Genomic DNA, 26554 nt, shown 5'->3' on the forward strand with positions numbered 1-26554 from the left:
TGCTCCCACCGGAGGAACCCCGCATGCCCCGTCCGACGACCCGCCCGTCCCGCGCGCACGCGCTGGCGGCGCTGTCCGCGATCGCCGCCCTCGCCCTGACCGCCTGCACGTCCGAGAGCCCCTCCGGGGAGGCCGCGGACGGCGGCGGGGAGACCGCGGGGGCCACCGCGTCCTCGGCCGTGGCCCTGGTGGAGCCCGGGTTCCTCACCGTGTGCTCGGAGTCCAACTACCCGCCGTTCGAGATGGAGGAGGGCGGCGAGATGGTCGGCCTCGACATGGACCTCGGCCGGGAGATCGCCGAGGACCTCGGCGTGGAGATGAAGAACGTCACGCTCGCCTTCGAGTCGATCCAGTCCGGCGCGGCCCTCGAGACCGACCAGTGCGACGTCGCGATCTCCGCCCTGTCCATCACCGAGGAGCGGCGGACGGTGATGGACTTCTCCGACCCCTACTACGACAACGAGGTCGGCCTCGTGACCGACGGGGAGGACGGGGTCGACTCCATCGACGCCGCCCGCGAGGAGCAGGTGCGGGTCGGGGTCATGCAGGGCACGGTCGGCGAGACCCAGGCCCGGGAGCTCGGCCTCAACGCCGTCCAGTTCGAGGACGCCACCACGCTGTTCACCGGGCTCAGCACCGGGAGCGTGGACGCGGTGCTCGACGACGTCACGGCGATCGCCCAGCACGCCCAGGACGACCCGGACTTCGTGGTGCAGGAGACCGCCGACCTCGACGACCAGCTCGGCGTGGCCGTGGCGAAGGGCGACGAGGCGATGCTCGGCGCGGTCGACGCCACCCTGGACCGCATCGAGGAGGACGGCACGCTCGAGAAGATCGTCGAGACGTGGATCCCCGTCCAGGAGAACTGACCCGGGGCCGGCGACCCGCACCCGGGACGCCGGCCCCGTCACCGTCCCACCCGTACCACCCAGAACGGACCAACCCATGGCCATGACCATGCACCAGAGAGCACGGCTCTCCCGCGGCGTCCAGTACGCCGTCCTGATCCTCGTCGTCCTCGCCCTCATCGCGGTCGCCGACTGGCCGCTGCTGGTCGAGAAGGTGTTCAACCCGGCCATCGCGGCCCAGCAGTTCCCCGGCATCATCGTGGTCGCGCTGAAGAACACGCTCATCTACACGCTCCTCGGCTTCGCGGTCGGCCTCACCGGCGGTGTGGTGCTCGCGCTCATGAAGCTCTCGTCCGTGGCGCCCTACCGGTGGCTGGCCACGATCTACATCGAGTTCTTCCGCGGCGTGCCCGCCCTGCTGGTCTTCCTCGCCTTCGGCTACGGCATCCCGCTGGCCTTCGGCTTCCGCTTCAACCACTACGTCACGGTGATGATCGCCCTGGGCCTCGTGGCCGCCGCCTACATCGCGGAGTCCCTGCGGGCGGGTCTGCAGGCCGTGCCGAAGGGCCAGTACGAGGCCGCGCGCTCCCTGGGCATGTCCCACGCCCGGGCCATGGTCACGATCGTCATCCCGCAGGCGCTGCGGATCGTGCTGCCCCCGCTGACCAACGAGGTGATCCTGCTGACCAAGGACTCGTCGCTGGTCTACCTGCTGGGCATGGGCGTGGGCCAGTACGAGCTCACCAAGTACGGCCGCGAGGCCATCTCCGGTGCCGGGGCGGGGCTCACGCCGCTGGTGGTGGCGGGTGTCTGCTACCTCATCATCACGGTGCCCCTGGGCATCCTGACCCGCCGCTTCGAGTCCAAGACCGACCGCATGAAGAAGTCCTAGGAGCCTGACTGTGAGCACTGCATCCTCCCCCACTCCCCGGTCCGGGCCCGGCGGCGCCGACGGCCTCGCGGACGCGGCCTCCGTCGTCGTCGAGGGCCTGCACAAGTCCTACGGCTCCCTCGAGGTCCTCAAGGGCATCTCCCTCAGCGTCGGCGCCGGCCAGGTGGTCTGCCTCATCGGCCCCTCCGGCTCCGGCAAGTCCACGCTGCTGCGCTGCGTCAACCTGCTCGAGACCCCCCAGCAGGGGCGGATCACGATCGGCGACTTCGAGGTCACCGACCCCGAGGCCGACGTCGACCGGATGCGCCGGCACGTGGGCATGGTCTTCCAGCAGTTCAACCTGTTCCCGCACCTGAACGTGCTCGAGAACTGCACCGTGGCCCAGCTCAAGGTGCTCAAGCGGGACCGGGCCGAGGCCGAGCGGATCGCCCGCGGCAACCTGGAGCGCGTGGGCCTGGCCGAGAAGGCGGACAACTACCCCGACCAGCTCTCCGGCGGGCAGCAGCAGCGCGTGGCCATCGCCCGGGCCCTGTCGATGGACCCGTCCCTCATGCTCTTCGACGAGCCGACCTCCGCCCTCGACCCCGAGACGGTGGGCGACGTCCTGGCCATCATGCGCAACCTCGCCGCCGAGGGCATGACCATGCTCGTGGTCACCCACGAGATGGAGTTCGCCCGCGACGTCGCCGACAAGGTGGTGTTCATGGACGGCGGGGTGGTCGTCGAGGAGGGCCCCGCCGCCGAGGTGATCCGCCACCCCCGCGAGCCCCGCACCCAGGCGTTCCTCTCCCGCGTGCTCAACCCCACGCAGGTGCAGGCCCCGGAGCAGTGACCCGGCGCGGTCCGGGCCCGCCGTCTGCGGACGACGGGCCCGGACTCATATCCACGACAGACCCGGTCGAGGACATCAATACCTCAGGCATGTGAATCACCCCCTGGTGGATCCCTGGGTCTTTGCCTCATATGACCCGGATCACAGCTCTGCCAGGCTGGACGCAGCCAGGGGACGCACTGCCGGTCTCCCCCGCTTCCTGCCTTGTCCACGCGCTGCCCAGAGAGGTCCCGGGGAACATGAACCGACCACACACCATCATCGCGGAGAACCCGCTGCTCGAGCAGAGGACCGCCCGCTTCGTGGCGTTCATCATCTGCCTCGCCCTGCTCTTCGACGGCTACGACCTCGTCATCTACGGCGTGGTCCTGCCGGGCCTGCTCGCCGACCCCACCCAGATCGGGACCCTGGAGCCGGCCGTCGCCGGCCTGGTGGGCTCCTACGCCCTCATCGGCGTGCTCATCGGCTCGCTCGTCTGCGGGGCCATCGGCGACTTCTTCGGCCGCCGCCGGCTGCTGATCACCGGTGTCGCCTGGTTCTCCGTGGGCATGTTCGTCACCGCGCTCACCACCAGCGTGCTGGCCTTCGGCGCGATGCGCTTCCTCACCGGCATCGGCCTCGGCCTCGTGATCGCCACCGCCGGCGCCACCATGGCCGAGTTCGCCCCCGCCGGCCGCCGCCAGTTCTACAACGGCATCGTCTACTCCGGCATCCCCGCCGGCGGCGTCTTCGCCGCCCTCGTGGGCATCGCCTTCCTCGCCGACCTGAGCTGGCGCGGGCTCTTCATGATCGGGGCCCTCCCCCTCCTCCTGCTCGTCCCGCTCATGCTGTGGAAGCTCCCCGAGTCCCCGCGCTGGCTGCTCACCCGCGGCGAGACCGAGCGGGCCGAGGCCGTCGCCCTCCGGACCGGCGTCCCGCTGATCGAGGAGCAGGTCATCCAGACGGTGGGGGCCGCACCGCGCAGGACCGGCTACGCGGCCGTGTTCTCCAGGCAGTTCGCCCTGGCCTCGATCCTGCTGGGCTTCATGTCCTTCTGCGGCCTGCTGCTCACCTACGGGCTGAACACCTGGCTCGCCGTCATCATGAACGGCTACGGCCACAGCATCAGCCCGCTGTACTTCGTCCTCGTGCTCAACGGCTCCGCCCTGGTCGGCGGTCTGCTGGCCTCCCGCCTCGCGGACCGCACCGGGCCGCAGCGGATGATCGCCACGACCTTCGCGCTGGCCGCGATCGCCCTGGTCCTGATGACCTTCAGCTTCCCGCTGCCGCTGCTGTTCCTCTTCATCGCCGTGGCCGGCGTGGGCACCATCGGCACCCAGGTCCTGGTCTACGGGTTCCAGTCGAACTACTACACCACCAACGCCCGGGCCGCCGGCGTGGCGTTCTGCGCGAGCATGGGCCGGTTCGGCGGCATCTTCGGCCCGATCATCGGCGGCTGGCTCGCCGCGGCCGGCTTCGGCGGCCCCCAGGCGTTCTACGTCTTCGCCGGCGTGGCCCTGCTCGGTGCGCTGGTCACCCTCGTGGTGCCCCACCAGCGCGGGCTGGAGGAGGCCGAGCACCGGGTGGAGGAGCTCGCCGGGCACCCGCAGGCGCCCGCCGAGCAGGAGGCGCCCACCGTGCGCGGCTGACCCCGCGGCACCGCCTCCGGGCCCCGTCCCCCTCGCCGGGGGGCGGGGCCCGTCCGCGTCCCCGGCCCCGGGGCGCCGGCCGGCGCAGGGCACCCGGCGCACCTCGAGACCCCTCAGCGGCCGGTGCGGCCTCCCGCACGGTTGTCCGGAGCCGTGTCCTGCGCGGTGTCCTGAGCCGTGTCCTGCGCGGCGGCCTCCGCGGCGGCCCGGGCGACGGCGGCCCGGATCCGCGCGTGGAGGTCCCGCAGCCCGCGCCGGTCCACCACGACCTCCAGGACCGAGCGCCCCCGCACGGGCGCGGCGAGCGCCTGCTCGAGCTCGGCGACGCCGGCCGCACGCCGGTGGGCCACGCCGTAGCCGGCGCACAGCGCGTCGAGCCGGGCCTCGTGCGGGGTGCCGAAGAACCGCTCCACGACCGCCCGGTACTCCTCCTGCTCCCCCAGCGCGCCGTGCTCCAGGGTCGTGAAGATCCCCCCGCCGCCGTCGTTGAGGACCACGAGCTGGAGGTCGGGCTCGCGCTCGCCCGGGCCCAGCAGCAGGGACGAGACGTCGTGCAGGAACGTCAGGTCGCCCAGGAGGGCACGGACCGGCCGGCCGCCGCCGAGCGCCGCGCCGGCGGCCGTGGCCACCGTCCCGTCGATCCCGGCGAGCCCCCGGTTGGCGAGCACGAGCGGGGAGTCGGGGCCGGGCCGTGCGGCCAGGTCGAGGTCGCGCACGGGGTTGGAGGAGCCCGCCAGCAGCACGGCCCCGTCCCGCCGGCAGGCCTCCCACACCGCGGCGGCCACGGCCGGGCCCGTGGCCCGCCCCGGCGGCTCGGCGGCGAGCAGCCCGGCGACGGCGCCGTCCGCGGCGGCGCCCGCCTCCCGCCAGGCCTGCGCCCAGCCGGGGGCGCCGCGGCCGGTGAAGGCGGCCGCCTCGGCCCAGCTCGTGAGCACCCGCTCACGGCGCCGCCCGGGCTCGTACCAGGCCACGGGTGCCGGCCGCACGGCCGCGGTGGCGACGTCCTCCCGGGCGAGCAGGGCCCCGACCGGGCGGGAGAGCGTGGGCCGGCCCACGAGCAGGACCCGCTCGATCCGCCGGCCCAGCGGGGAGTCCAGCAGCAGCCGGTAGGCCCCCACGGCGTGCGGGCCGCTGCGCGCGTTCGAGGAGGGCTCCGCGAGCAGCGGCAGTCCGCACGCCTCGGCGAAGCGTGCCGCGTCCGGTCCGGCGCCGTCCCCGGCGACGACGACGGAGCGCGCCGTCCCGGCGTCCGGCGGCGGGACCGCGACGGGTCCGGCCGCCACCGCGGCCGGCCCCGGGTCCGGCCGTGCTCCCGTCCGGGCGGCCAGCAGCCGGGCCCGGGCCGCGAGCACCGGGCCGTCCTCCGGCGCGGGGTGCAGCGGCTCGCGCAGGGCCACGTTGAGCTGGACCGGTCCCGCCGGCCGGGGCCCCTGCGGTCCACGGCCGGCCAGGGCGGCGAGGACCTCCTCGAGCCGGGCGGGCACGTCGTCGTCCGGGAGGAGGTCCACGGCGGCGCGCACGTGGTCGCCGAAGATCCCCGGCTGGCGGGTGGTCTGGTTGGCGCCGGTGCCCCGCAGCTCCGGCGGGCGGTCGGCGGAGAGCACCACGAGGGGCACCTCGGCGTGGTCGGCCTCCAGCACCGCGGGGAGCAGGTTGCCCACGGCCGTGCCCGAGGTGGTGAGCACCCCGGCCGGCCGGCCGGTGGCCCGTGCGATGCCGAGGGCGGTGAACGCCGCGCTCCGCTCGTCCACCCGCACGTGGACCTCGAGGGCCCCGGCGGCCTGGGCGGCCGCCGCGGCGTAGGCCAGCGGCGCGGACCGGGAGCCGGGGGCCACGACGAGGTGCCGCATCCCGGCGGCGACGAGCTCCTCCAGGACGGTGCGGGCGGTGTCGAGAGAGGGTGTGGTCACAGGAGACCAGGGTAGTCCGGGAACGCAGCGGTCCCCGGCACGCCGCGGGGCGGGCCGGGGACCGGTGGGCTCCGGACGCCTCCGGAGGCGGGGCTCAGTAGGAGCGGGACGCGGTCCTCGCGGCCGCCTTCGTCTCCGCGGTGGCCTTGCCCTTGTAGCCGCGGTAGCGGGGCCCGCGCTCGCCGTTCTTGCGCCGCTTGTGCTGGTTGCGGCCGTGGCCCGGCCGGTCGTGGATCGCGCCGGGGAACTCGGGCTCCCCGGCCCGGTCCACGGCGAAGACCTGGGCCACGGACGGCCGCGGCAGGGACCACTCGCCCTCGCCCTGGCGGGTCTCCACCACGTAGTCCGGGAAGTAGGAGCGGGGCTCCTCGAAGGAGCCGTCCTCGCCCGGGTGCTGCACGGCCACGTAGACCATGCGCTCGCGGTCGCGGATCACGGGCCCGCAGGTCTCGGCGTCCTGCGGCACGGCGAGGAACTGCTCGACGTTGCCGCGCTCGCGCCCGGACAGCCCCACCTTGAACAGTCCGTCGTTGTAGCCGATGGTCCCCGGGGCGCCGTCCGTGGAGATCCACAGGTTGCCCTCCGAGTCGAAGGCCAGGTTGTCCGGGCAGGAGATCGGGGAGACCTTCTCCACCGGGTAGCCGGAGAAGTAGGTGGAGGCGTTCTTCGCCGGGTCCCCGGCGACGAGGAGGATGTTCCAGCCGAACTCGGTGGCGTCGGCACGGTGGTGGCGCTCCGTGATCTCGATGACGTGCCCGTCGCGGTTCTGGGTGCGCGGGTTGGCCTCGTCCGGGCCGGCCTTGCCCGGGGTGCCGCGGTCGGTGTTGTTGGTCAGCGCCACGTAGACCTTGCCGGTGTGCGGGGAGGGCTCGACGTCCTCGGGGCGGTCCATCTTGGTGGCGCCGACCTGGTCCGCGGCCAGGCGGGTGAAGACGAGGACCTCCTCCACGGACATGCCGGCCACGGCCGACTCCCCGTCCACCACCAGGGGCAACCACTCGCCGGAGCCGTCGAACGCGCCGTCGGAGGGCAGCCGGCCGGAGCCGTCGATCTCGGCCGCGGTGTCCCCGGTGAACTTCGCGACGTACAGGTTGCCCTCGGAGAGCAGCGTCATGTTGTGGGCGCGGTCGCCCTCGACGTACTTCTGGGCGGAGACGAACTTGTAGAGGTAGTCGAAGCGCTCGTCGTCGCCGGAGTAGGCCACCACGGTGCCGTCCTCGGCCACGCGCACGTTGGCGCCCTCGTGCTTGAAGCGGCCCAGTGCGGTGTGCTTGACCGGGGTGGAGGCGGGATCCTGGGGGTCGAGCTCCACGATCCAGCCGAACCGGTTCGGCTCGTTCCCGTAGCCCGGCAGGGTCGAGTCGAAGCGGGGGTCCACCTCGTGCCAGCGCCGGCTCGGGGCCTCGGCGGCGATCCCGTAGCGCTTCTGCTCGGCGGAGCCGTTGCCCTTGAAGTACTGGTTGAAGTTCTCCTCGCCGGACAGGACGGTGCCCCACGGGGTGGTGCCGCCGGCGCAGTTGTTCTGCGTGCCGAGGACCACGGTGCCGGTCGGGTCGTCCTGCGTCCTCAGCAGCGCGGAGCCGGCGGCCGGGCCGTCCACGGTGAAGGGCGTGCTCAGGGTGATGCGCCGGTTGCGGGCGCCGCCGCGGACGTAGGACCAGGGCCGGCCGGGGCCGGTGCGGGCGATCTCCACGACGGACATGCCGTGGGCGGCCATGGCCACCCGGGCCACACGCTGGAGGTCGTCCTGCTGCTCGGCGGGGAACATGAGGTTCTCGTTGGTGTACTCGTGGTTGTTCACAAGCACTCCGCTGCGTTCGCCGCGGTCCTGGAGGATGTCCAGGTAGTCGCTGTTGTAGCCGAACTGGCCCGCCTGGGACTCCGGGGTCTGCTGGAGGGGGTCGAACTCCGGGGAGTCCGCGAACAAGGGGTCGCCCCAGCGGATGATCGGAGACCAGTCGAAGCCCTCGGGGACCGTGAGGTCGTCCACGGTGTTCGGGACGGGGGCGATGGGCGCGAAGGACAGCCCGGAGCGTCCGCGGCCGTGGGCCTGGGCGGCCTCCGGGGTGGCGCCGACGACGCCGACGGTCACGGCCGCCGCGGCGCCCAGGCCCAGGGCGGAGCGGCGGGACAGCGCCGCGCTCGCGATGTCGCGGAAGTAGCCGTTGCCGGAGGTGTTGCACTCCGGTCCGGCGCAGGCGCTGCCGCACTTGAGCTGGCACGTGACGGGGCTGCGCTTGCCGCGCGTGTGGCCGAGCAGGGGCAGGACGGTGCGCTTGGCGGTGTCGGTCATGGCTCTCCCAGGGGACGGGGCCCGCGGCGGACCGCGGTCGGGGAACGGGTGCTCCGCCACTGCACCACCGCCCGGTGAGGCCCCGGGGGCGGCCGTGCGAACCGCAGGTGAACGGGCAGTGACCGGCCGGGGACCCATCCGCCTCTGATCAGCGGGTCCGTCCCGGGTCGAGTTCACTCAAAGAAACAATGCGCCGGCGGATTCCGCGGCCGTCCCGGTTCTGGGATGCTCGAGGCGTCAGACCGTCCCATCCGTCCAGCGCCCCGGACCGTGACCGGGAACGTCCGGAAGACCCCCCTCCTTCTGCTCGATCCGCCCACGGGCCGTGCCGCCGCGGCGGCGGAGCCGGCCGGGACACCGGCGGAGGAGGCGCGCGATGCACACCGAACCAGAGGGGGGACTGCTGTCCCCGCGGGAGCACGGGGGGAACGTTCCGCACGAGCACGGCGCGCACGGGTACCGGCGTGCGGCCGTGGACTGCCTGAGCATCCACCGCGCGTGGGACCTCCACCCGGGGGACTGCCTGCACGGACGGATCATCGCCTCCGTCCGCGGGGTGGTGGGGCTCGCCTGCAGCCCCGTGGCGGTCTTCTCCTTCACGGGCGACGACCCCGAGCACACGGCCCAGACCCGGATCGGCGCCGCCCACCCCGACATGGAGCTCGGCTGCGACGACGTGTGGCGCGCCGCCCGGGCCTGGGTCCGGGGCCACGGGCTGCACGAGGGCGAGCCGGTGGACCTGGACCGGCTCCGGGCCGAGGTCCTGGGGGTCGCGGCTCAGGGGTGAGGCGCGACCCCGGCCAGGGCGTGCACGCGGCGCAGCCGCTCCAGCCACCACCGGCGCCGGTCGGCGGGCACGGCGTGGCGCGCCAGCAGCTCGGGGTCCGGGACCGCGTCCCGCAGCTCGAGCATCCCGCCCACCGGCCGCAGCGGCTCCCGCAGGACGTCCGCCCGCATGAGGGACACCGTCCCGAGCCCGCAGGCGTACGGGAGCTCGGGCAGGGCGGCGGCGAGCGCGAGACCCGCCCGGATGCCCACGGAGGTGTCCAGGGCGGAGCTGACCACCGCCGGCAGGCCGGCCTGGGCGACCACGTCCAGGGCGCGGCGCACCCCGCCCAGCGGGGCCGCCTTGACCACGAGCAGGTCGGCGGCGCCCGCCCGGGCCACCGCCAGGGGGTCGTCCTCCTTGCGCACGGACTCGTCCGCGGCCACCAGCACCGCCACGCCCCGGTCGGCGAGGCCCTCCCGGACGGCGGCGAGGCCCTCGATCGTGGGCACGGGCTGCTCCGCGTACGCGAGCCCGTGCCGCCCGAGCCGCTCCAGGGCCGCGAGGGCCGTGGGCACGTCCCACCCGCCGTTGGCGTCCACCCGCAGCTCGGCCTCCGGCAGCAGGGCCCGCACGGCCGCGACCCGGGCGTCGTCGTCCCCCGGCCCCTGGCCGCGCTCGGCGACCTTGATCTTCACGGCACGCACCCCGCCCCCGAACCCGGCGAGGACCTCCCGGACCCGGGCCGCCGGCACGGCGGGCACGGTCGCGTTCACGGGGATGCGCGTGCGCCGGGGCGCCGGGAAGCCGTGCCACGCGGCGTCGACCGCGGCGCGGAGCCAGGCGCCCGCCTCGGCGTCCCCGTACTCGGGGAACGGGCCGAACTCCCCCCACCCCGCCGGGCCGCGCAGGAGCACCGACTCGCGCACGTCGACGCCCCGGAAGCGCACCCGCATCGGCAGGGCGACGACGTGCGCGTGCGCGAGCAGGTCGTCGAGCGGGGGCAGGACCACGGCGGGGAGCATGCTCCCCAGCCTAGGCGGCGCCTCTCAGCCCGCTCCGATCCGTGCGTGGAATGATGAGGGCTCCGCGGGTGCCCGCACGGCCGCGGTCGTGCCCGCGCCCCGACGATCCGCACCACCGCCCAGGAGCTCGATGACCACGACCGCCCGCCGCCCCGCCCCCACCGTCCTGCAGGTCCTGGGCCACCTGCTCGGCGCCGCCGCCCTGTGGGCGTCGGCCGCGCTGGTCGGGGTCGTGGCCCTCACCACCGCGACCGGGCAGTGGCTCGACGAACTGGCCCTGCGCCAGGCGAGCGGCGCCTTCCCCGACCTCTCCGACCGCGCCGCCCAGCTGCTCGACTCGGTCCCGTGGGTGGTGGGCGCCGTCTCCGCCCTGTGCCTCGCGGTCCTGGCCGTGCGCTCCCGGCGCCTCGCCCCGGCGGTGGTCGGGGCGGCGGTGGTCGTGCTCTCCAACCTCACGGTCCAGCTGCTCAAGCGGGTGCTGCTGGAGAAGCCGGACCTGGGGATCCAGGAGGCCGCCGTCAACTCCTTCCCGTCCGGGCACACGGCCGCCGCGGCCGCCGCCGTGGCGGTGGTGCTGCTCGCGGCCCCCGCCTCCTCCCGGCCGGTGGTCGGGCTGCTGGGGGCGGCCGCCACGACCGCGACCGGGGTGGCCACGCTGCTGAACGGCTGGCACCGGCCTTCAGACGTCGTGGCGTCCCTGCTGGTCGTGGCGGGCTGGGCCGCCCTGGGCGGGCTCGTGCTGCGCCTGACCGGGCCCGTGGAACGCCCCGTGCCCGGCGGGGGCCTGACCGCCCTGCTGGCCGTCTCCGGCGCGGGGGCTCTGCTGGTCGGCCTGCTGCCGCTGTGGGCGGCCCTGCGCGTGCCGGGCGGGGGCTGGGCTGCGGTCGCGGCGTGCGCGGCGATCCTCGGGGTCAGTCTCCTGGCGGCAGCGGCGCTGACAGCGCTGCAAGCTCCTCGGTCGCGGCGTCCTCGGCCCTGATCCGCTCGAGCCGGTCCAGGAGGATCCGCGCCGCCCCCGGGTTGTAGGGCAGGCGGAACATCGAGGCCGTCACGGGCCGCATGCCGTCCGGCTGCGCCGCGGCGGCCTCGCTCGCGTCCACCCGCTCGATCGCGGTGCGCATGAGCCGGGCCTGCTGGAGCACGAAGCCGCGCTCCACCGGGTTGCCGTGGCCGGGGACGAAGACCTGGTACCGGTCGAGGGCGGCCAGGCTCTCGAGGGCCGTGGCCCAGCCCCGCGGGTAGGAGTCGTCGAAGCTGGGGTCGGCGCCCTGCTCCACGAGGTCCCCGGTGAACACGACGTCGTCGACGCCCACGCAGAGGTCGTTGTCGGTGTGGCCCGGGCCGAAGGAGAAGAGCACCGCCGCCCGCTCCCCCAGGTCCACCCGGGTCAGGGCGGGGCGCCGGCCCGTGCCCGGCAGGTGCCGGTTGGGCACGACGAGACGGGTGTCCGGCCCCTCGGCGGCGGCCATCTCGGGCTCGTGGGTGCCCACGAAGGAGCGCTGGAAGTCGCCGTGCGCCTGGATCGCCGCCGCGCAGCCGCGGTGCGCCCAGAAGTCCTCGGCCCCGGCGCGCTGGAACACGGCGTTGCCCAGGAAGTGGTCGTAGTGGGCGTGGGTGTTCACCACCGTCAGCGGCAGGCCCGTGAGCGACCGGACGGCCTCGAGGATCTCGCGGGCCTGGCGCGGGCCCGCGCCCGTGTCGATCACGAGGGCGCGACGGGACCCGAGCACGACCCCGGAGTTCAGCCTCCAGTTGTCCGTGCTCACGGCGAAGACGCCGTCGCGGATTTCGTTGATGCGCGCCACCCGACCAGGGTACCGACCGCCGCTGGCTATCCTGGCAACCATGACCGCTCCGTCCTCGGGCCGTGCGGCCGGAGGCGCCGGCCGCTATGCTCCGTCCCCCTCGGGGGACCTCCACCTCGGCAACCTCCGCACGGCGCTGCTCGCGTGGGCCCTCGCGCGCTCCACGGGCCGGGGCTTCGTCCTGCGCGTCGAGGACATCGACCGGGTGCGGCCGGGGGCGGCCGAGCGGCAGCTCGCGGACCTCGCCCGGCTGGGCCTCGACTGGGACGGCCCGCCCCTGCTGCAGTCCTCGCGGGAGGCCGAGCACCGGGCCGTGGTGGAGCGTCTCACCGCGGCGGGGCGCACCTACGAGTGCTACTGCACGCGCCGGGAGGTGCAGGCGGCCGCGAGCGCGCCGCACGGGGCCCCGGGCGCCTATCCGGGCACGTGCCGGGACCTCGGCGACGCCGAGCGGGCGCGGCGCCGCCGGGAGCGGCCCCCGGCGGTGCGGCTGCGCGCGGACGTGCGCTCCCGCACGGTCGTGGACCGCTGGGCCGGGGCGTTCACGGGGCTCGTCGACGACTTCGTGCTGCTGCGCAACGACGGCCGCCCCGCCTACAACCTCGCGGTGGTCCTCGACGACGCCCACCAGGGCGTGGACCAGGTGGTCCGGGGCGACGACCTGCTGCCCTCGACCCCCCGGCAGGCGTACCTGGCCTCGGTGCTCGGTCTGGACGAGCCGGAGTGGGTGCACGTGCCGCTCGTGCTCAACGCGCACGCGCAGCGCCTCGCCAAGCGGGACGGCGCCGTGACCCTCGCCGAGCTCGCCGCGGCGGGGCACGGCGCCGAGGAGGTGCTGGGCTGGATGGCCGCGTCGCTGGGCCTCCCCGGCCCGGTCCGGTCGGCGCAGGACGTCCTCGCCGTGTTCGACGAGGACGTCCTGCCCCGGGCGCCCTGGGTAGTGGACCCCGCCCGGTGGGCCGCTCAGGCGCGCGAGGACGCGGAGGTGCCGGCCTCCTCCGGGGCGTGCGGGTCCTCGGGCTCGGCCAGGAACCGCTCGTAGGCGGGGGTGGTCAGGAACGCGGGGTAGTCGTCGCCCAGGGCCACCTCCTCGAAGATGGCGCGGGCGTCGTCGAAGCGGTCGCCGTCGGCGCGCTCGATCCTCGCGAACTCCTCCTCCAGCAGCTCCTGCACCCAGTCCCGGGTGATCTCCTCGCCCTCGTCCGTGATGGCGCGGGTGTTCACCCACTGCCAGATCTGGGAGCGGGAGATCTCCGCGGTCGCGGCGTCCTCCATCAGGTTGTGGATGCCCACGGCGCCGTTGCCGCGCAGCCACGCCTCGATGTAGCGGATCCCCACCTCCACGTTGTTGCGGATCCCCACCTCGGTGATCCTCCCCTCGGCCGAGGCGATGTCGATGAGCGCCTTGTCGTCGGGCACCACGTCCTCGCGGAGCCGGTCCAGCTGGTTCGGGCGGTCGCCGAGCACCGCGTCGAAGACCTCGCGGCACACGGGGACCAGGTCGGGGTGGGCCACCCAGGACCCGTCGAACCCGTCCTCGGCCTCGCGGGTCTTGTCCGCCTGCACCTTCTCGATCGCGGTGCGGTTGACCTCCTCGTCCCGGCGGGAGGGGATGAACGCGGCCATCCCGCCGATGGCCATCGCCCCGCGGCGGTGGCAGGCCCGCACGAGCTGCTCGGTGTAGGCCCGCATGAACGGCTGCGTCATGGTCACCGCGTTGCGGTCCGGGAGGATGAAGCGGGGCCCGCGGGTCCGGAAGTTCTTGATGATGGAGAAGATGTAGTCCCAGCGGCCGGCGTTGAGCCCCGCGGCGTGCTCCCCGAGCTCGTGGAGGATCTCCTCCATCTCGAAGGCCGCGGTGATCGTCTCGATCAGCACGGTGGCGCGGATGGTGCCGCGGTCCGTCCCCAGCATGGACTCCGCCCGGCTGAAGATGTCGTGCCACAGCCGCGCCTCCTGGTGGGACTCGGTCTTGGGCAGGTAGAAGTAGGGGCCCAGGCCGAGCTTCTTGAGCCGGCGCGCGTTGTGGAAGAAGTACAGGCCGAAGTCCACGATGGCGCCCGCGATGGGCTCGTCCCGCACGGACAGGTGCCTCTCCTCGAAGTGCCACCCGCGGGGCCGCACCACGATGGTCGGGTTGGCCCGGGCGTCCCTGTTCTTCAGCGCGTACTTCTTGCCGTCCGGGTTGGTGAACTCGATGGTCCCCTCGAGCGCGTCGATGAGGTTGAGCTGGTTGGTGACCACGTTCGTCCAGTGCGGGGTGTTGGCGTCCTCCATGTCCGCGAGCCACACCTTCGCCCCGGAGTTGAGGGCGTTGATGGTCATCTTCCGCTCGGTGGGACCGGTGATCTCCACGCGGCGGTCCTCGAGCCCGGGCGGGGGCGGGGGCACGCGCCAGGAGTCGTCCTCGCGGATCCTCCGCGTCTCGGGCAGGAACGTGGGGTCGGTGCCGCGGGCGATCGCCTTGCGCCGCTCCTCGCGGGCGGCCAGCAGCTCGCGCCGGCGGGGCTCGAACTCGCGGTGCAGCGCCGCGAGGAAGCCGAGCGCGTCGGGGGTGAGCACACTGTTCTGCCGGGGCACGTGGTGACCGGTGAGGGTCACGCCGTTGATCGTCACGGGGTTGCTGGTCATGGTCATCATGGCTGGGTCCTCGCCTGAAGAGTGTCCTGGGGAGTTCGGGTGGGGCGGCCCCGAAGGGCGCCGGAGCGGGTCGTCGTCGGATGCGGCGCGGCCGGGGACCCTGTCGGGCCCCCGGCCGGTCACGGCCGTTCGGCTCAGGGCCGTTCGGCTCAGAACTGGGCGGTCTCGGTGGACCCGGCCAGCGCCGTGGTGGAGGACTGCGGGTTGAGGACGGTGGAGACCAGGTCGAAGTAGCCGGTGCCGACCTCGCGCTGGTGGCGGGTGGCGGTGTAGCCGCGCTCCTCGGCCGCGAACTCCCGCTCCTGCAGCTCCACGTAGGCCGTCATCTGGTTGCGGGCGTAGCCGTGGGCGAGGTCGAACATCGAGTAGTTCAGGGCGTGGAAGCCGGCCAGGGTGATGAACTGGAACTTGAAGCCCATCGCGCCCAGCTCGCGCTGGAACTTGGCGATCGTGGCGTCGTCCAGGTGCTTCTTCCAGTTGAAGGACGGCGAGCAGTTGTAGGCGAGCATCTGGTCGGGGTGCTCCGCGTGGATGCCGTCGGCGAACTTCTTGGCCAACTCGAGGTCCGGGGTGCCCGTCTCCATCCACAGCAGGTCGGCGTACGGGGCGTACGCGTTGCCGCGGGCGATGCAGGCCTCGAGGCCGTTGCGGACCTTGTAGTAGCCCTCCGCGGTGCGCTCGCCGGTGACGAACGGCTTGTCGCGGTCGTCCACGTCCGAGGTGATCAGGGTGGCCGCCTCCGCGTCGGTGCGGGCGATGATCAGCGAGGGGACGTCGGCGACGTCGGCCGCGAGCCGAGCCGCGCTCAGGGTGCGGACGTGCTGCTGGGTGGGGATGAGCACCTTGCCGCCCAGGTGGCCGCACTTCTTCTCGGAGGCCAGCTGGTCCTCCCAGTGCACGCCGGCCGCGCCGGCCGCGATCATGGACTTCATGAGCTCGTAGGCGTTGAGCGGGCCGCCGAAGCCGGCCTCGGCGTCGGCCACGATCGGGACCAGCCAGTCCTCGACCGTGCTCGTGCCCTCGGAGTGCTCGATCTGGTCGGCGCGCATCAGCGCGTTGTTGATCCGCCGCACGACCGCCGGGACGGAGTTGGCGGGGTAGATCGACTGGTCGGGGTAGGTCTGGCCCGCGAGGTTCGCGTCGCCGGCGACCTGCCAGCCGGAGAGGTAGATGGCCTTGAGACCGGCCTTGACCTGCTGGACCGCCTGGTTGCCGGTCAGGGCGCCCAGGGAGTTGACGAAGTCCTCGGTGTGCAGCTTCTCCCACAGCTGCTCCGCGCCGCGGCGGGCCAGGGTCATCTCCTCCTGCACCGTGCCGCGCAGGCGGACGACCTCCTCCGCCGTGTAGTCGCGGGTGATCTGCGCCCAGCGGGGATCGGCGTCCCACTCCTGGCGGATCTCGTCGGCGGTCTTGGGGGCGTAGGGGTAGGACATGTCGGCTCCTCGTTGAGTGGTCCGAGAACGGGTGCTTCGGCTTCGGGGTCACCGGGAAGTTCGCTCTTCCGTGGTGACACATCCCACTTTGCCCCAGTTCAAGGCGGATCAACCCCACATTTCTCGTCGAACTTTCGCCATTTTTCGTCTATCGTGAAGAAATGACGACCAGCGCTTGGGGCACCGAGGAACCGACGACGGCGGAGCCGGCCGGCAGCACCGACCTGATCGGTCTCGGCCGGCGCATCCGCTCGCTGCGCAAGGACCGCGGCATGACGCTCGCGGAGCTCGCGGACCGGGCGGGCACCGCCACCTCGCAGCTGTCCGTGATCGAGAACGGGCGCCGCGAGCCCCGGCTCAGCCTGCTGCGGCGCCTCGCCGAGGTCCTGGGCACGAGCGTGGACGCCCTGCTCGGGGCCGAGCCCGGCACCCGGCGGGAGGCGCTCGAGATCCAGCTCGAGCGCGCCCAGCGCTCCCCGTTCTACGAGCAGCTGGGGCTGCCGACCGTCCGGGTCAGCTCCGCGCTGTCCACCGAGGTGCTCGAGGCGCTCGTGGCCCTGCAGGAGCGGCTGGCCGAGGCCCTCGAGAAGAACTCGGCCACCCCGGAGGAGGCTCGCCGGGCCAACGTGCAGCTGCGCCGGCTCATGCGGGCGCAGGACAACTACTTCCCGGACCTGGAGCAGGCCGCCAAGGAGCTGCTGACCCTGGGCGGCTACTCCTCGGGCCCCGTGTCCAACTCCGTGATCTCCGAGATGGTGGGCAGGCTCGGCTACAGCATCCACCACGTCACCGACCTCCCGCACTCGACCCGCTCGGTGACCGACCTGCTCAACCGGCGGATCTACCTGGTGCAGAGCCCCCGGGCGGACCACGACCCCCGCGCGGTGCTGCTCCAGGCCGTGGGGCACCAGGTGCTGGGCCACGAGCCGCCCAAGGACTACGCCGAGTTCCTCGCCCAGCGCGTGCAGACCAACTACTTCGCCGCCGCGGTGATGCTCCCGGAGGACAAGACCGTCCCGTTCCTGCTCGAGGCGAAGAAGGACCGGGACCTCTTCCTGGAGGACCTCAAGGACCGCTTCGCCGTCTCCCACGAGACGGCGGGCCACCGCTTCACGAACCTGGCCACCCGGCACCTGGGGATCCGCACCCACTTCCACAAGGTGCACTCGTCCGGGGTGATCCACAAGGCCTACGAGAACAACGGGCTGGCGTTCCCGACGGACCACACCGGGGCGATCGAGGGCCAGATCTCCTGCCGCAAGTGGTCCGGGCGCACCGTCTTCGACCAGCCCAACCAGTTCACGGCGTTCGCCCAGTACACGGACACCCCCTCCGGCACGTACTGGTGCTCCACGCGCACGGAGCTCTCGAGCCAGGGCGCGTTCTCCATCGGCGTGGGCGTCGCGTTCACCGACGCCCGCTGGTTCCGCGGCCGCGACACCCCGCACCGCACGGTGTCGACCTGCCCGGACCCCTCGTGCTGCCGGCGCCCGCCCGAGGAGCTCAGCCGGGTGTGGGCGGGCCACGCCTGGCCCAACACCCGGGCCCACTCGCACGTGCTCGCCGCCCTCCCGGAGGGGGCCTTCCCCGGCGTCGACGAGCGGGAGGTCTACGAGTTCCTGCAGGCGCACGACGACGCCTGAGCCGGCCCCGCGGGCCGCCGGCGCGGTCTCCCCGCACCCCCGGGACCGCCTCCCTATACCCGTAGTGGCTGGCCACTGCCTGGGAGCGGGCGTAAAGTTCTGTGGGACCTCTGCTCCACCCACCCCCCTGGACGTTGCGCTCCACCGGGCCGGCTCCGGGCGGAAAGGACACCATGCCCCAAGAGATAGCCCAGACGATCGCGATCGTCATCTACTTCGCCGCCATGATCGGGATCGGCCTCTACGCCAACAGCAGGACGAAGAACCTCGACGACTACATGCTCGGCGGGCGCAACCTCAAGCCCGGGACCGCCGCCCTCAGCGCCGGTGCCTCCGACATGTCCGGCTGGCTGCTGCTCGGCCTGCCCGGCGCGGTGTTCCTCTCCGGTCTGGTCGAGGCGTGGATCGCCGTCGGCCTGATCGTCGGCGCGTGGGTCAACTGGAAGTTCATCGCGCCCCGGCTGCGCTCCTACACCGAGGTCTCGCACAACTCGATCACGATCCCGTCCTTCCTGGACAACCGGCTCAAGGGCGGCAGCCGGCTGCTGCGCATCGTCTCCGGGCTCATCATCCTGGTGTTCTTCACGTTCTACGTCTCCTCCGGCATGGTGGCCGGCGGGCTGTTCTTCCAGTCGTCCTTCGGCTCGACGTACCACGCCGGGCTGCTCCTCGTCGTCGGCGTCACCATCGCCTACACGCTCTTCGGCGGCTTCCTCGGTGCGACCTACACGGACGTGGCCCAGGGCCTCCTGATGTTCGCGGCCCTGCTCCTCGTCCCCGTCGTGGGCGTGATCAACGTGGGCGGCTTCGGCCAGATGGCGGAGAACATCCGCGCCGTCCAGCCCGACGCCCTCTCCATGGTGTCCGGGGCCACGGCCATCGGCGTCATCTCGGCCCTGGCGTGGGGCCTCGGCTACTTCGGCCAGCCGCACATCATCGTCCGCTTCATGGCCATGCGCTCCCCCGCCGACGCCAAGACCGGCCGCCGGATCGGCCTGACCTGGATGGTGCTCAGCGTCATCGGGGCGATCGCCACCGCCCTGGTCGGCGTCGCCTACTACGGCAACCGCCCGGACGAGAGCCCGACCGACCCGGAGTCCGTGTTCCTGGACCTCGCGCAGGTCTTCTTCCACCCCGTGATCGCCGGCTTCGTGCTGGCGGCCGTGCTCGCGGCGATCATGTCCACGGTCTCCTCCCAGCTCATCGTCTCCTCCTCCGCCCTGGTGGAGGACCTGTACAAGCTGACGGTCAAGGAGTCCCCCTCCGAGCGCAAGCAGGTGTGGATGGGCCGCGCGGGCGTGGCCCTCGTCGCCCTCGTCGCCACGTTCCTGGCCTGGGAGCAGAACAACACGATCCTCGGCCTCGTGGCGTTCGCGTGGGCCGGCTTCGGCGCCTCGTTCGGCCCGATCGTCATCCTGTCCCTGTTCTGGCGCAAGCTCACGAACCTGGGCGCGATCACCGGAATGCTCCTGGGCGCGGTCACCGTGTTCGCGTGGACCGTGACCCCGTGGGCCGACCTCTACGAGATCATCCCCGGCTTCCTCGTGAGCCTCGTCTCCGCCGTGCTGGTCTCGAAGGCCACCTATCGGCGCGACGAGGAGATCGAGCGCGAGTTCGACGACGCCGTGCGCCTCGCCCACGCGGCGGAGGACGAGATGGCCGCCCGCTGACCTCTCGCACCGCTCCGCCGGGGCCCGTTCCGCACGCCGGAACGGGCCCCGGCGCCGTCCGGGGTCAGTACCCGATCGAGGCCAGGGTGGCCCGGATCGCCTCGGCGGAGCGGTGCAGCATGGCCAGCTCCTGCTCGTCCATGGGCACGGCCAGCCGCTCGACGACGCCCCGCCGCGCGACGATCGACGGCACGGACAGGGCGACCCCGCTGATCCCCCGGTAGTCGTCGAGGACCGTGGAGACGGGCAGCACGGCGTGCTCGTCCCGCAGCACGGCCTCCGCCACGCGCGCCCCGGCCAGGCCGATCGCGTAGTTGGTGGCGCCCTTGCCCTGGATCACCGTGTACGCCGCGTTGATCGTCCGGTGCGTGATCTCGTCCAGCCGCTCGTCGGTGAAGGGCCGCCGCCCCTCGACGGTCCAGTCCCGCAGCGGGATCTGCCCGATGTTCGCGTTCGACCACAGGGGGAACTCGGTGTCCCCGTGCTCGCCGACGATCGTGGCGTGCACGCTCGTGGTGGACACCCCGCCCTCCTCGGCCAGCAGCCACCGCAGCCGGGACGTGTCCAGCACGGTCCCGGAGGACATCACCCGCTCCGTGGGCAGGCCGGTGAGCTTCTGCGCGATGACCGTGAGCACGTCGCACGGATTGGTCACCAGCACGTACACGGCCTCGGGCGCCTGCTCCACCAGCCGCGGCATCAGCTGCTCGAGGATCGCGGCGTTGGCGCCCGCCAGCTCCATCCGGGTCTGGCCGGGCCGCTGCTTGGCCCCGGCGGTCACGAAGACGACGTCCGAGCCCGCCAGCACGGCGACGTCGTCGGAGCCGGTCACCCGGGAGCTGGGGGTGAACATGGCCCCGTGGGCGAGGTCCAGGCCCTCGGCGCGGACCCGGTCCCCGGCGAGGTCGTAGAGGGCCACCTCCTGGGCGACGCCCTTGATGAGGACCGCGTAGGCCAGGGACGAGCCGACGGAGCCGGCGCCGACCACGCCGATCTTGGTTCTCGCGGGAGTGGTGGGCACGGTCTCGGGCACGGGGAACTCCTCGGTGGTCCGGTGGTCCGCGGCTGCGGACGGTGTGCTCCCATCCTGGGCCAGCGGCGCGGGCCGCGGAAGGGCCCGGGCCACCGTGTCGCGGCTCAGCCGGCGGTGGACGCGGAGGCCGCGGCCAGGAAGTCCCGCATGATGGGTCCGCCGGTGACCGAGCCCAGGCCGCCGTCCTCCACGAAGACCGCCACGGCGAGGTCCTCGTGCTCGGCGATCACCCACGAGTGGGTCCGGGGCGGGTCCTCGTCGCCGAACTCGGCCGTGCCGGTCTTGCCGATCGCGGTGTCCGGCTCGAGCCCCTGCAGCACGCCCAGGTGCCCGGACGAGACGACGGCCCGCATCATGGTGCGCAGCTGCTCCGCCTCCTCAGCGGTCAGGGGCTCCTCCGGTCCGGGCCGAGTCGCGGCGTCCTCGTCGAGCAGTCCCTCGGTGCTGACCAGCCGGGGGGTGACGAGCTCTCCGGCGGCGACCGAGGCGGTGAGCCCGGCCATGCTCAGCGGGGACACGAGCGTGCGGCCCTGCCCGAACATCGCGGCGGCGTGCTGGGCCGGCGGCTCCTCCCGCGGGACCTCACCCCAGAACGCGGGCACGGACAGCTCCGCGGGCACCCCGATCCCGAGCGCGGCCGCGGCCTCGGCCAGCTCTACCTGGTCGATACGGTCGTGCTGGTCCACGAAGGTGGTGTTGCAGGAGTGGGCGAGCGCCTCGGTGAGGGTGATCGAGCCGGTGAACTCGGCCGGATAGGACTCGACGTTGTCGACCCGCACGCCCGCGGCGGTCGTGGACGGCGGGCACTGCACGACCGTCCCGGGGGTGTCGCCCTGCCGGAGCATCCCGAGGGCCGTGACCACCTTGAAGGTGGAGCCGGGCGCGTACCGGCCCAGCAGCGCGGTGGAGTAGCCCTCGGAGCCCGGCCCGTTGGCCGAGGCGACGAGCTCGCCCGTGGAGGGCCGGACGGCCACGACCGCCGAGGGGGACTCGATCCCGGCCAGCAGCTCACCGGCGGTGGCCTGGAGCCCGCGGTCCAGGGTCACCGCGACCGGCTCGCCGGCCTGCGCCGGGACCTCGAACAGCGGCTCGCCGGCCGCGGACTCGTCCCCGACCTCCTCGACGACGACGCCGGGCGTGCCGCGCAACCGGTCGTCGAAGCGCTCCTGCACTCCCCCGCGGCCGATCGCCGTCCCGGGGGCGAGCTCCCCGCCGGAGTCCGCCACGTCCTCGGCCGTCGCCTCGGCCACCCCGCCCAGCAGGTCGGCGGCGAAGCCGCGGGAGGGCGCCAGCGGCAGCTCGTCCTCGACCACGAGCAGGCCCGGGACCGCCTCCATCTCCGCCGCGTCCAGCTCCCGGAAGTCCTCCAGCCGCAGCGGGACGGCCTCGACGAACGCCTCGGGCCCGGCCTGTCCGACGGCCTCGGCGTAGGCGTCGGCGTCGATGTCCACGGCCTCGGCGAGCCGGCGGGCCGCCTCCTCGGGGTCCGCCCCCTCGAGCTGCGACCGGTCGATGCCCACCCGCCGGATCGGGCGCTCCGTCACCAGCGTCTCGCCGTCCGCCCCGAGGATGTCCCCGCGGTCCGCGGCCACCGTCCGGGCGCGCAGGGCCTCCCCCTCCGCCAGGCCCGGGTGCACCACGGCCGGGGACCACTCGGCGGACCAGTCCCCGGACCCGGTCCGGACCAGCGGGAGGACCGAGTCGTACGCCCAGTCCTGCGCCACGCCCGGGAGGTCCCACGACCAGGACAGGGTGGCCTCGCGGCGGTCCTCCTGCCCGGTGTCCTCGACCGCGGAGACCTCGACGGCCGGGGCGGCCTCCCCGAGCGGCGCGGTGATCCGCTCGTACTGCTCCTGGGCGGAGGGACCCTCGACGTCGCCGAAGGACAGCTCCTGGACGCTGCCCGCGCCCAGGGCCGCGGCGACCCGGTCGGCGGTCTCCCGCCCGCCGTCGGGGGCGAGCGCCGAGCAGCCGGTGACGAGGAGGGCCGCGGAGAGGGCGACCGGGAGGGCCGCCCTCGGCCGCCGGGGGCGGGGCCGGGACGCCGGGGGCTGCGGGGCGGGGCGGGGAGTCTGCACGGTGTCGAATCTAGTCCGTCCCGCCCCGGACGGGACAGGCCGGGGCGGAGGGATCCGGACACGGAAGAACCGGTGGGCGCCGTGTCTGCACGGCACCCACCGGTCCGTCGGACGCGCGGGGAGGGGGTGCGCTCCCGCGCGGGGGCGGGGCCGGGTGCCGGCCCCTCACCACCGGATCAGCAGTGGTACGTGTCGGTCGGCGCCTCGAAGTGGACGTCGTAGCCCTCGGGGATGCTCAGGCCGAAGGCGCCGGCCAGGCCCAGGATCTTCTTGGCGCGGGCGAGGCGCGGCAGGTCGGAGCCGTTGCGGATCTCCCCGCCGTCGGCGTCGAACTCCTGGAGGAACTCGGTGGCCCAGGACAGCTCGGACAGGGACGGGCTCAGGCCCTCGTTGACCGTGGCGGTCTGCTCAGGCATCAGGCACAGCTTGCCCGTCATGCCGAACTCCAGGGTCACGGACGTGGCCTCGGCCAGCTTCGGCCCGAGCGCGCCGACGGCGGGCCCGTCGATGGGGCCGGGCAGGTTGGCCGCCCGGGAGGCGATCGTGAACTGCGAGCGCGTGTAGGCCAGCGTCATGGGGTTCTCCCCGAAGCCCGTGTCGCGCCGGAAGTCGCCCAGGCCGAAGCCGAGGCGGTACGTGGAGCGGGCGCCGGCGATGGCCTGCAGGTGCTGCACGCCGCGGGCCGTCTCGACGAGCGCCACGATCCGCGTGTCCTTGAGCAGCTCCGCGGTGCGGGTGACGTGCTCCGGGGACTCGACCATGGCCAGCATGACGCCGTCCAGGCTGCGGACGCCGGCGAGGGCCCGGAGGTCCTCCTCCCACCACTGGGTGCCGAAGCCGTTGACCCGCACCCACGCGTGGTGCTGCTCGCCGTGCTCGTCCCGGGCGTCCAGCCAGCTGATGACGTTGCGGCGGGCGCGCTCCTTGTCCTTGGGCGCCACGGAGTCCTCGATGTCCAGGACGACGACGTCGGCCGCGCTCGCCCGGGCCGCCGCGAACCGCTCGGCCTGGGCGCCGTTGACGAGCAGCCAGGAGCGGGCGAGCTCCGGGCCGACCGCGGGAGCGGCGACCTGGGGAACCAGCGGCAGGGACGAGGTGGTCGGGGTCGTCGGCGTGGTCTCGATCGAGGTGGCAGTCATGAGGGCGTACCCGTTCTCCGTGAGGTGCAGCGAGCTGCGGTGTGACAGATGTGCCGGGGCACCCGTGCTGGGAGGGCAGGTGCTGCCCGGCGGAACCGTGACCGGTGCCGGGCCCGCGGGAACGATCGCGTCGCGGGGGTCCGGCCGGTGCGTGCCCCGGACCGGGGATCGCGAGGTGGGCGAGCCGGTCCGTGCGCGCTGGATCAACGCGCTCGGCAGGTGCGGTGACTCCACCGTAACCCAGATCACACCGGGACGCCACCCGCCGTGCCCGGGCACGGGTCCGGGCTCAGGAGCGGCGCGCGGTGCGGGCGGTCGCGGGCGCGGTCCAGGGGTCCTCGGGCCAGGGGTGCCGGGGGTAGCGGCCGCGCATCTCGGCGCGCACCTGGGCGTAGGGGCCGGACCAGAAGGAGGCGAGGTCGTCGGTCACGGCCAGCGGCCGCCCCGCCGGGGAGAGCAGGTGGAAGAGGACCGGGACCCGGCCGCCGGCCACGGCCGGGGACGCCGCCCACCCGAAGCACTCCTGGAGCTTGACGCTGACCACGGGCCGGCCGGCGGGGTCGTCGGCGGCCGGGTAGTCGATCCGGGCCCGGGAGCCGCTGGCCACGGTCAGCCGCTCGGGCGCGAGCTCGTCGAGGCGGGCGGCCTCCGGCCACGGGAGCAGCCGCCGCAGGGGCGCGGCGAGGTCGACCCGGCGGCCGGCGGCGAGGGCGTCGAGCTCGGGGGCGAGCCACTCGTCGAGCCGGTCGAGCAGGGCGGCGTCGGACACGTCGGGCCACGGGTCCCCGAGCCGGTGGTGGAGCAGCGCGAGCCGGCGCCTCAGCCGGTCGGCGCCGTCCGACCAGCCGAGCAGGCCGAGGCCCTGCTCGGCCAGGGCGGCGCGCACCGCCTCGCGGGCCGCCGCCGGGGTGGGCCGCACCGGGGTCGAGGACAGCTCGATCGCCCCGAGCGCGCGGACGCGGCGGGCGCTCGCCCGCCCGTCCTCGAAGCGGGTGCGGACCTCGTCGGTGAGCAGGTGCTCGGCGCAGCGCTCGGCGAGGGGCCGGTCGAGCGCCGCCGCGGCGCGCACGACCGCCCCGGTCCCGGCGGCGGCCTGGCCGGACGCCCGGGTGACGTCCGCGACGGCGAGCCACTCGTGGCCCGCCAGGCCGCTCCCCGGGGCCAGTCCCGCACGGGTCCCGGAGGCGAGCAGGTAGGTGTCCCCCACCTTCCGGGCGACCCGCTCCGGCAGGGCCAGCGCCACGACGGCACCGGTCACGGAATCGACCGGGACGTCCCCGGCCGCCGGCGGCGCGGGCGCTGCGGAGAACGCGGGGTCCGTGGCGATCCGCTCCAGCCGGCGGGCCTCGTCGGTCCAGCGGCGGGCCTCCGGGGCCCGCCCGGCGCGCAGCTCGGCGAGCAGGCGGGTCAGGTCCCCGCCGGGCGGACGGTGGTCGTCCGAGACCATCGCGACGACCTCGGCCGCCGGCCGGGCGCCCACCGCGCGGGCGCCGTCCAGCAGGCCGCGGGCCAGACGCGGGTCCACGGGCACCGCCGCGAGCAGCCGGCCGGTGGCGGTGGCCCGGCCGTCCTCGTCGAGCGCGCCGAGCCCGTGCAGCACGGCGACGGCGTCGGCCAGGGCCGGCGCGGGCAGGGGGTCCGGCAGGGGCAGGCCCCGTCCGCCGGGGGCGCCCCAGCAGGCGAGCAGCAGCGCGGCGCCCGTGAGGTCGGCGGCCGCGAGCTCGGGGGTGAGGTGGCGGGGCATCGCGGCCCAGGTCCGCTCGTCGTAGCAGCGCACGACCTCCCCGGGCCCGAGCCGGGCGGCACGGCCCGCCCGCTGCTCGGCCGAGGCCCGGGAGGCCGCCACCGTGACCAGGCCCGTCATGCCGCGGCCGGCGTCCCGCCGGGGCTCGCGGGAGAGCCCGGAGTCGACCACGAGGCGCACGCCCGGCACCGTCAGGGAGGACTCGGCCAGGGACGTGGAGACGACCACGCGGGGCGGGTCCCCGGGCCGGCGTCCCGAGGTCGCCCGGTCCTGCTCGGCGGCCCCGACCCGGCCGTGCAGCTCCAGCACCTCGGTCCCGCGGCAGGTCTCCCGCAGCCGCCGGGCGACCTGGGCGACCTCCCACGCCCCGGGGACGAACACGAGCGCGTCCGCGGCGCCGTCCCGGGCCAGGGCCCGCGCGTGGGCGTCGGCCGCGGTCCGGGCGACGTGGTCGAGGAACGGGCGGGTGACCCCGCGCTCGTCGGTGCGCCGGCCGGGGGCCGGGGCCCACCGGACCGTGAGGGAGTGGAGGGCGGCCGGGCAGTCGACCACGGGGGCCGGGACGCCCTCGCCCAGCAGCCCGGCGAAGCGCGGGGCGTCGAGGGTCGCGGACATCGCGACGAGCACCAGGTCCTCGCGCAGCTGCCGGACCTCGGCCAGCATGCCGACGAGCAGGTCGGACTCGAGACCGCGCTCGTGGACCTCGTCGAGGACCACGGCGCCCACCCCGGGCAGCCCGGGGTCCTGCAGCAGCCGGCGCAGGAGCACGCCGGGCGTGACGAACTCGACGAGGGTGCCGGCCCCGGTGCGCCGGTCGCCGCGCACCGTGTGGCCCACGAGCGCGCCCACCCGGGTCCCGGCCAGGTGCGCCAGCCGCCGGGCCGCCGCGCGGGCGGCGACCCGGCGGGGCTGGGTGACGACCACCCGGCCGGGCCCGGGACCCGTGGCGCGCTCGTGCAGCAGGTCGGCGACCAGCGGGGGCACCAGGGTGGTCTTGCCGGTGCCGGGCGGGGCCTGCACCACGGCGACGCCGCCGGCGAGGGCCGCGCGGAGCTCGCCGAGCACCCCGGCGACCGGCAGGCCGGCGCCGATCCGGGCGAGGTCGAAGGGGACGGGGCTCATCGCCCCAGTCTCCCACCGCCGCGGGGGCCGGCCGCGGCGGACGGCGGCCGCCG

The 26554-nt window shown here is 74.5% G+C and carries 19 protein-coding genes; 9 read left to right on the plus strand and 10 right to left on the minus strand.

What is annotated here, in order from left to right; genetic code table 11:
* The first annotated feature begins 23 nt into the window (after positions 1-23).
* The 4 genes from E7Z53_RS11785 to E7Z53_RS11800 all read left to right on the plus strand — a co-directional run bounded on the left by E7Z53_RS11785 (position 24) and on the right by E7Z53_RS11800 (position 4200).
* Entirely contained in the window at positions 24-869 is an 846-nt protein-coding gene (locus tag E7Z53_RS11785) for an ABC transporter substrate-binding protein (RefSeq protein WP_017832449.1), read from the plus strand.
* 76 nt (positions 870-945) lie between these two features.
* Positions 946-1740 (plus strand): amino acid ABC transporter permease, encoded by a 795-nt coding sequence (locus E7Z53_RS11790; RefSeq protein ID WP_017832450.1) that lies wholly within the window; start codon positions 946-948, stop codon positions 1738-1740.
* A gap of 10 nt (positions 1741-1750) precedes the next feature.
* A complete protein-coding gene (locus E7Z53_RS11795) occupies positions 1751-2572 on the plus strand; it encodes an amino acid ABC transporter ATP-binding protein (protein ID WP_017832451.1) in 822 nt (273 codons plus the stop codon).
* Between the two features lie 239 nt (positions 2573-2811).
* Positions 2812-4200: an MFS transporter gene (locus E7Z53_RS11800; RefSeq protein ID WP_035924983.1), complete on the plus strand. Its 1389-nt coding sequence runs from the start codon at positions 2812-2814 to the stop codon at positions 4198-4200.
* 113 nt (positions 4201-4313) lie between these two features.
* On the opposite strand, the gene menD is transcribed toward E7Z53_RS11800, so the two are convergent.
* Positions 4314-6110 (minus strand): 2-succinyl-5-enolpyruvyl-6-hydroxy-3-cyclohexene-1-carboxylic-acid synthase, encoded by a 1797-nt coding sequence (gene menD / locus E7Z53_RS11805; RefSeq protein WP_176337821.1) that lies wholly within the window; start codon positions 6108-6110, stop codon positions 4314-4316.
* Positions 6111-6204: 94 nt separating this feature from the next.
* On the minus strand, positions 6205-8403 hold the full coding sequence (locus tag E7Z53_RS11810) for a PhoX family protein (protein ID WP_176337822.1): 2199 nt from the start codon (positions 8401-8403) through the stop codon (positions 6205-6207).
* A 376-nt stretch (positions 8404-8779) separates the two neighbouring features.
* Here E7Z53_RS11810 and E7Z53_RS11815 point away from each other — a divergent pair, with 376 nt between their 5' ends.
* Positions 8780-9190, plus strand: a complete 411-nt coding sequence (locus E7Z53_RS11815; RefSeq protein ID WP_035924992.1) for a hypothetical protein — start codon at positions 8780-8782, stop codon at positions 9188-9190.
* Here E7Z53_RS11815 and E7Z53_RS11820 read toward each other — a convergent pair.
* The gene (locus E7Z53_RS11820; RefSeq protein WP_109243605.1) at positions 9181-10194 is read right to left on the minus strand and encodes an o-succinylbenzoate synthase; all 1014 of its coding nucleotides are present in this window, start codon (positions 10192-10194) and stop codon (positions 9181-9183) included. The two genes, E7Z53_RS11815 and E7Z53_RS11820, sit on opposite strands and share 10 nt — an antisense overlap.
* 130 nt (positions 10195-10324) lie before the next feature.
* Here E7Z53_RS11820 and E7Z53_RS11825 point away from each other — a divergent pair, with 130 nt between their 5' ends.
* Positions 10325-11173: a phosphatase PAP2 family protein gene (locus E7Z53_RS11825; RefSeq protein WP_052132806.1), complete on the plus strand. Its 849-nt coding sequence runs from the start codon at positions 10325-10327 to the stop codon at positions 11171-11173.
* Here the strand turns inward: E7Z53_RS11825 and E7Z53_RS11830 are convergent.
* Positions 11106-11999 carry an MBL fold metallo-hydrolase gene (locus tag E7Z53_RS11830; protein ID WP_017832458.1) on the minus strand — a complete coding sequence of 298 codons (894 nt, stop codon included), beginning with the start codon at positions 11997-11999 and terminating at the stop codon, positions 11106-11108. The genes E7Z53_RS11825 and E7Z53_RS11830 overlap by 68 nt on opposite strands.
* A gap of 40 nt (positions 12000-12039) precedes the next feature.
* Between E7Z53_RS11830 and gluQRS the strand changes: the two genes are divergently transcribed.
* Positions 12040-13041: a tRNA glutamyl-Q(34) synthetase GluQRS gene (gene gluQRS, locus E7Z53_RS11835; protein WP_176337823.1), complete on the plus strand. Its 1002-nt coding sequence runs from the start codon at positions 12040-12042 to the stop codon at positions 13039-13041.
* On the opposite strand, the gene aceB is transcribed toward gluQRS, so the two are convergent.
* Positions 12963-14636 carry a malate synthase A gene (gene aceB / locus E7Z53_RS11840; RefSeq protein ID WP_052132819.1) on the minus strand — a complete coding sequence of 558 codons (1674 nt, stop codon included), beginning with the start codon at positions 14634-14636 and terminating at the stop codon, positions 12963-12965. The two genes, gluQRS and aceB, sit on opposite strands and share 79 nt — an antisense overlap.
* 152 nt (positions 14637-14788) lie before the next feature.
* The gene (gene aceA / locus E7Z53_RS11845; RefSeq protein ID WP_176337824.1) at positions 14789-16072 is read right to left on the minus strand and encodes an isocitrate lyase; all 1284 of its coding nucleotides are present in this window, start codon (positions 16070-16072) and stop codon (positions 14789-14791) included.
* Between the two features lie 161 nt (positions 16073-16233).
* Between aceA and E7Z53_RS11850 the strand changes: the two genes are divergently transcribed.
* Together E7Z53_RS11850 and putP are read left to right on the plus strand one after the other, a co-directional pair.
* On the plus strand, positions 16234-17715 hold the full coding sequence (locus E7Z53_RS11850) for a helix-turn-helix domain-containing protein (RefSeq protein ID WP_017832462.1): 1482 nt from the start codon (positions 16234-16236) through the stop codon (positions 17713-17715).
* Between the two features lie 173 nt (positions 17716-17888).
* Positions 17889-19385 (plus strand): sodium/proline symporter PutP, encoded by a 1497-nt coding sequence (gene putP, locus E7Z53_RS11855; RefSeq protein WP_017832463.1) that lies wholly within the window; start codon positions 17889-17891, stop codon positions 19383-19385.
* A 64-nt stretch (positions 19386-19449) separates the two neighbouring features.
* Here putP and E7Z53_RS11860 read toward each other — a convergent pair whose 3' ends face one another.
* The 4 genes from E7Z53_RS11860 to hrpB form a co-directional block, all read right to left on the minus strand.
* Positions 19450-20418 carry an L-lactate dehydrogenase gene (locus tag E7Z53_RS11860; RefSeq protein ID WP_035924999.1) on the minus strand — a complete coding sequence of 323 codons (969 nt, stop codon included), beginning with the start codon at positions 20416-20418 and terminating at the stop codon, positions 19450-19452.
* A gap of 104 nt (positions 20419-20522) precedes the next feature.
* Positions 20523-22496, minus strand: a complete 1974-nt coding sequence (locus tag E7Z53_RS11865) for a penicillin-binding transpeptidase domain-containing protein (RefSeq protein WP_176337825.1) — start codon at positions 22494-22496, stop codon at positions 20523-20525.
* A gap of 176 nt (positions 22497-22672) precedes the next feature.
* On the minus strand, positions 22673-23635 hold the full coding sequence (locus tag E7Z53_RS11870) for an HpcH/HpaI aldolase/citrate lyase family protein (protein WP_255219540.1): 963 nt from the start codon (positions 23633-23635) through the stop codon (positions 22673-22675).
* A gap of 289 nt (positions 23636-23924) precedes the next feature.
* A complete protein-coding gene (gene hrpB / locus E7Z53_RS11875; protein WP_176337826.1) occupies positions 23925-26501 on the minus strand; it encodes an ATP-dependent helicase HrpB in 2577 nt (858 codons plus the stop codon).
* Positions 26502-26554 lie beyond the last annotated feature (53 nt).

Source organism: Kocuria salina (genome assembly GCF_013368965.1).
In the GTDB taxonomy this organism is placed as follows: domain Bacteria; phylum Actinomycetota; class Actinomycetes; order Actinomycetales; family Micrococcaceae; genus Kocuria; species Kocuria rosea.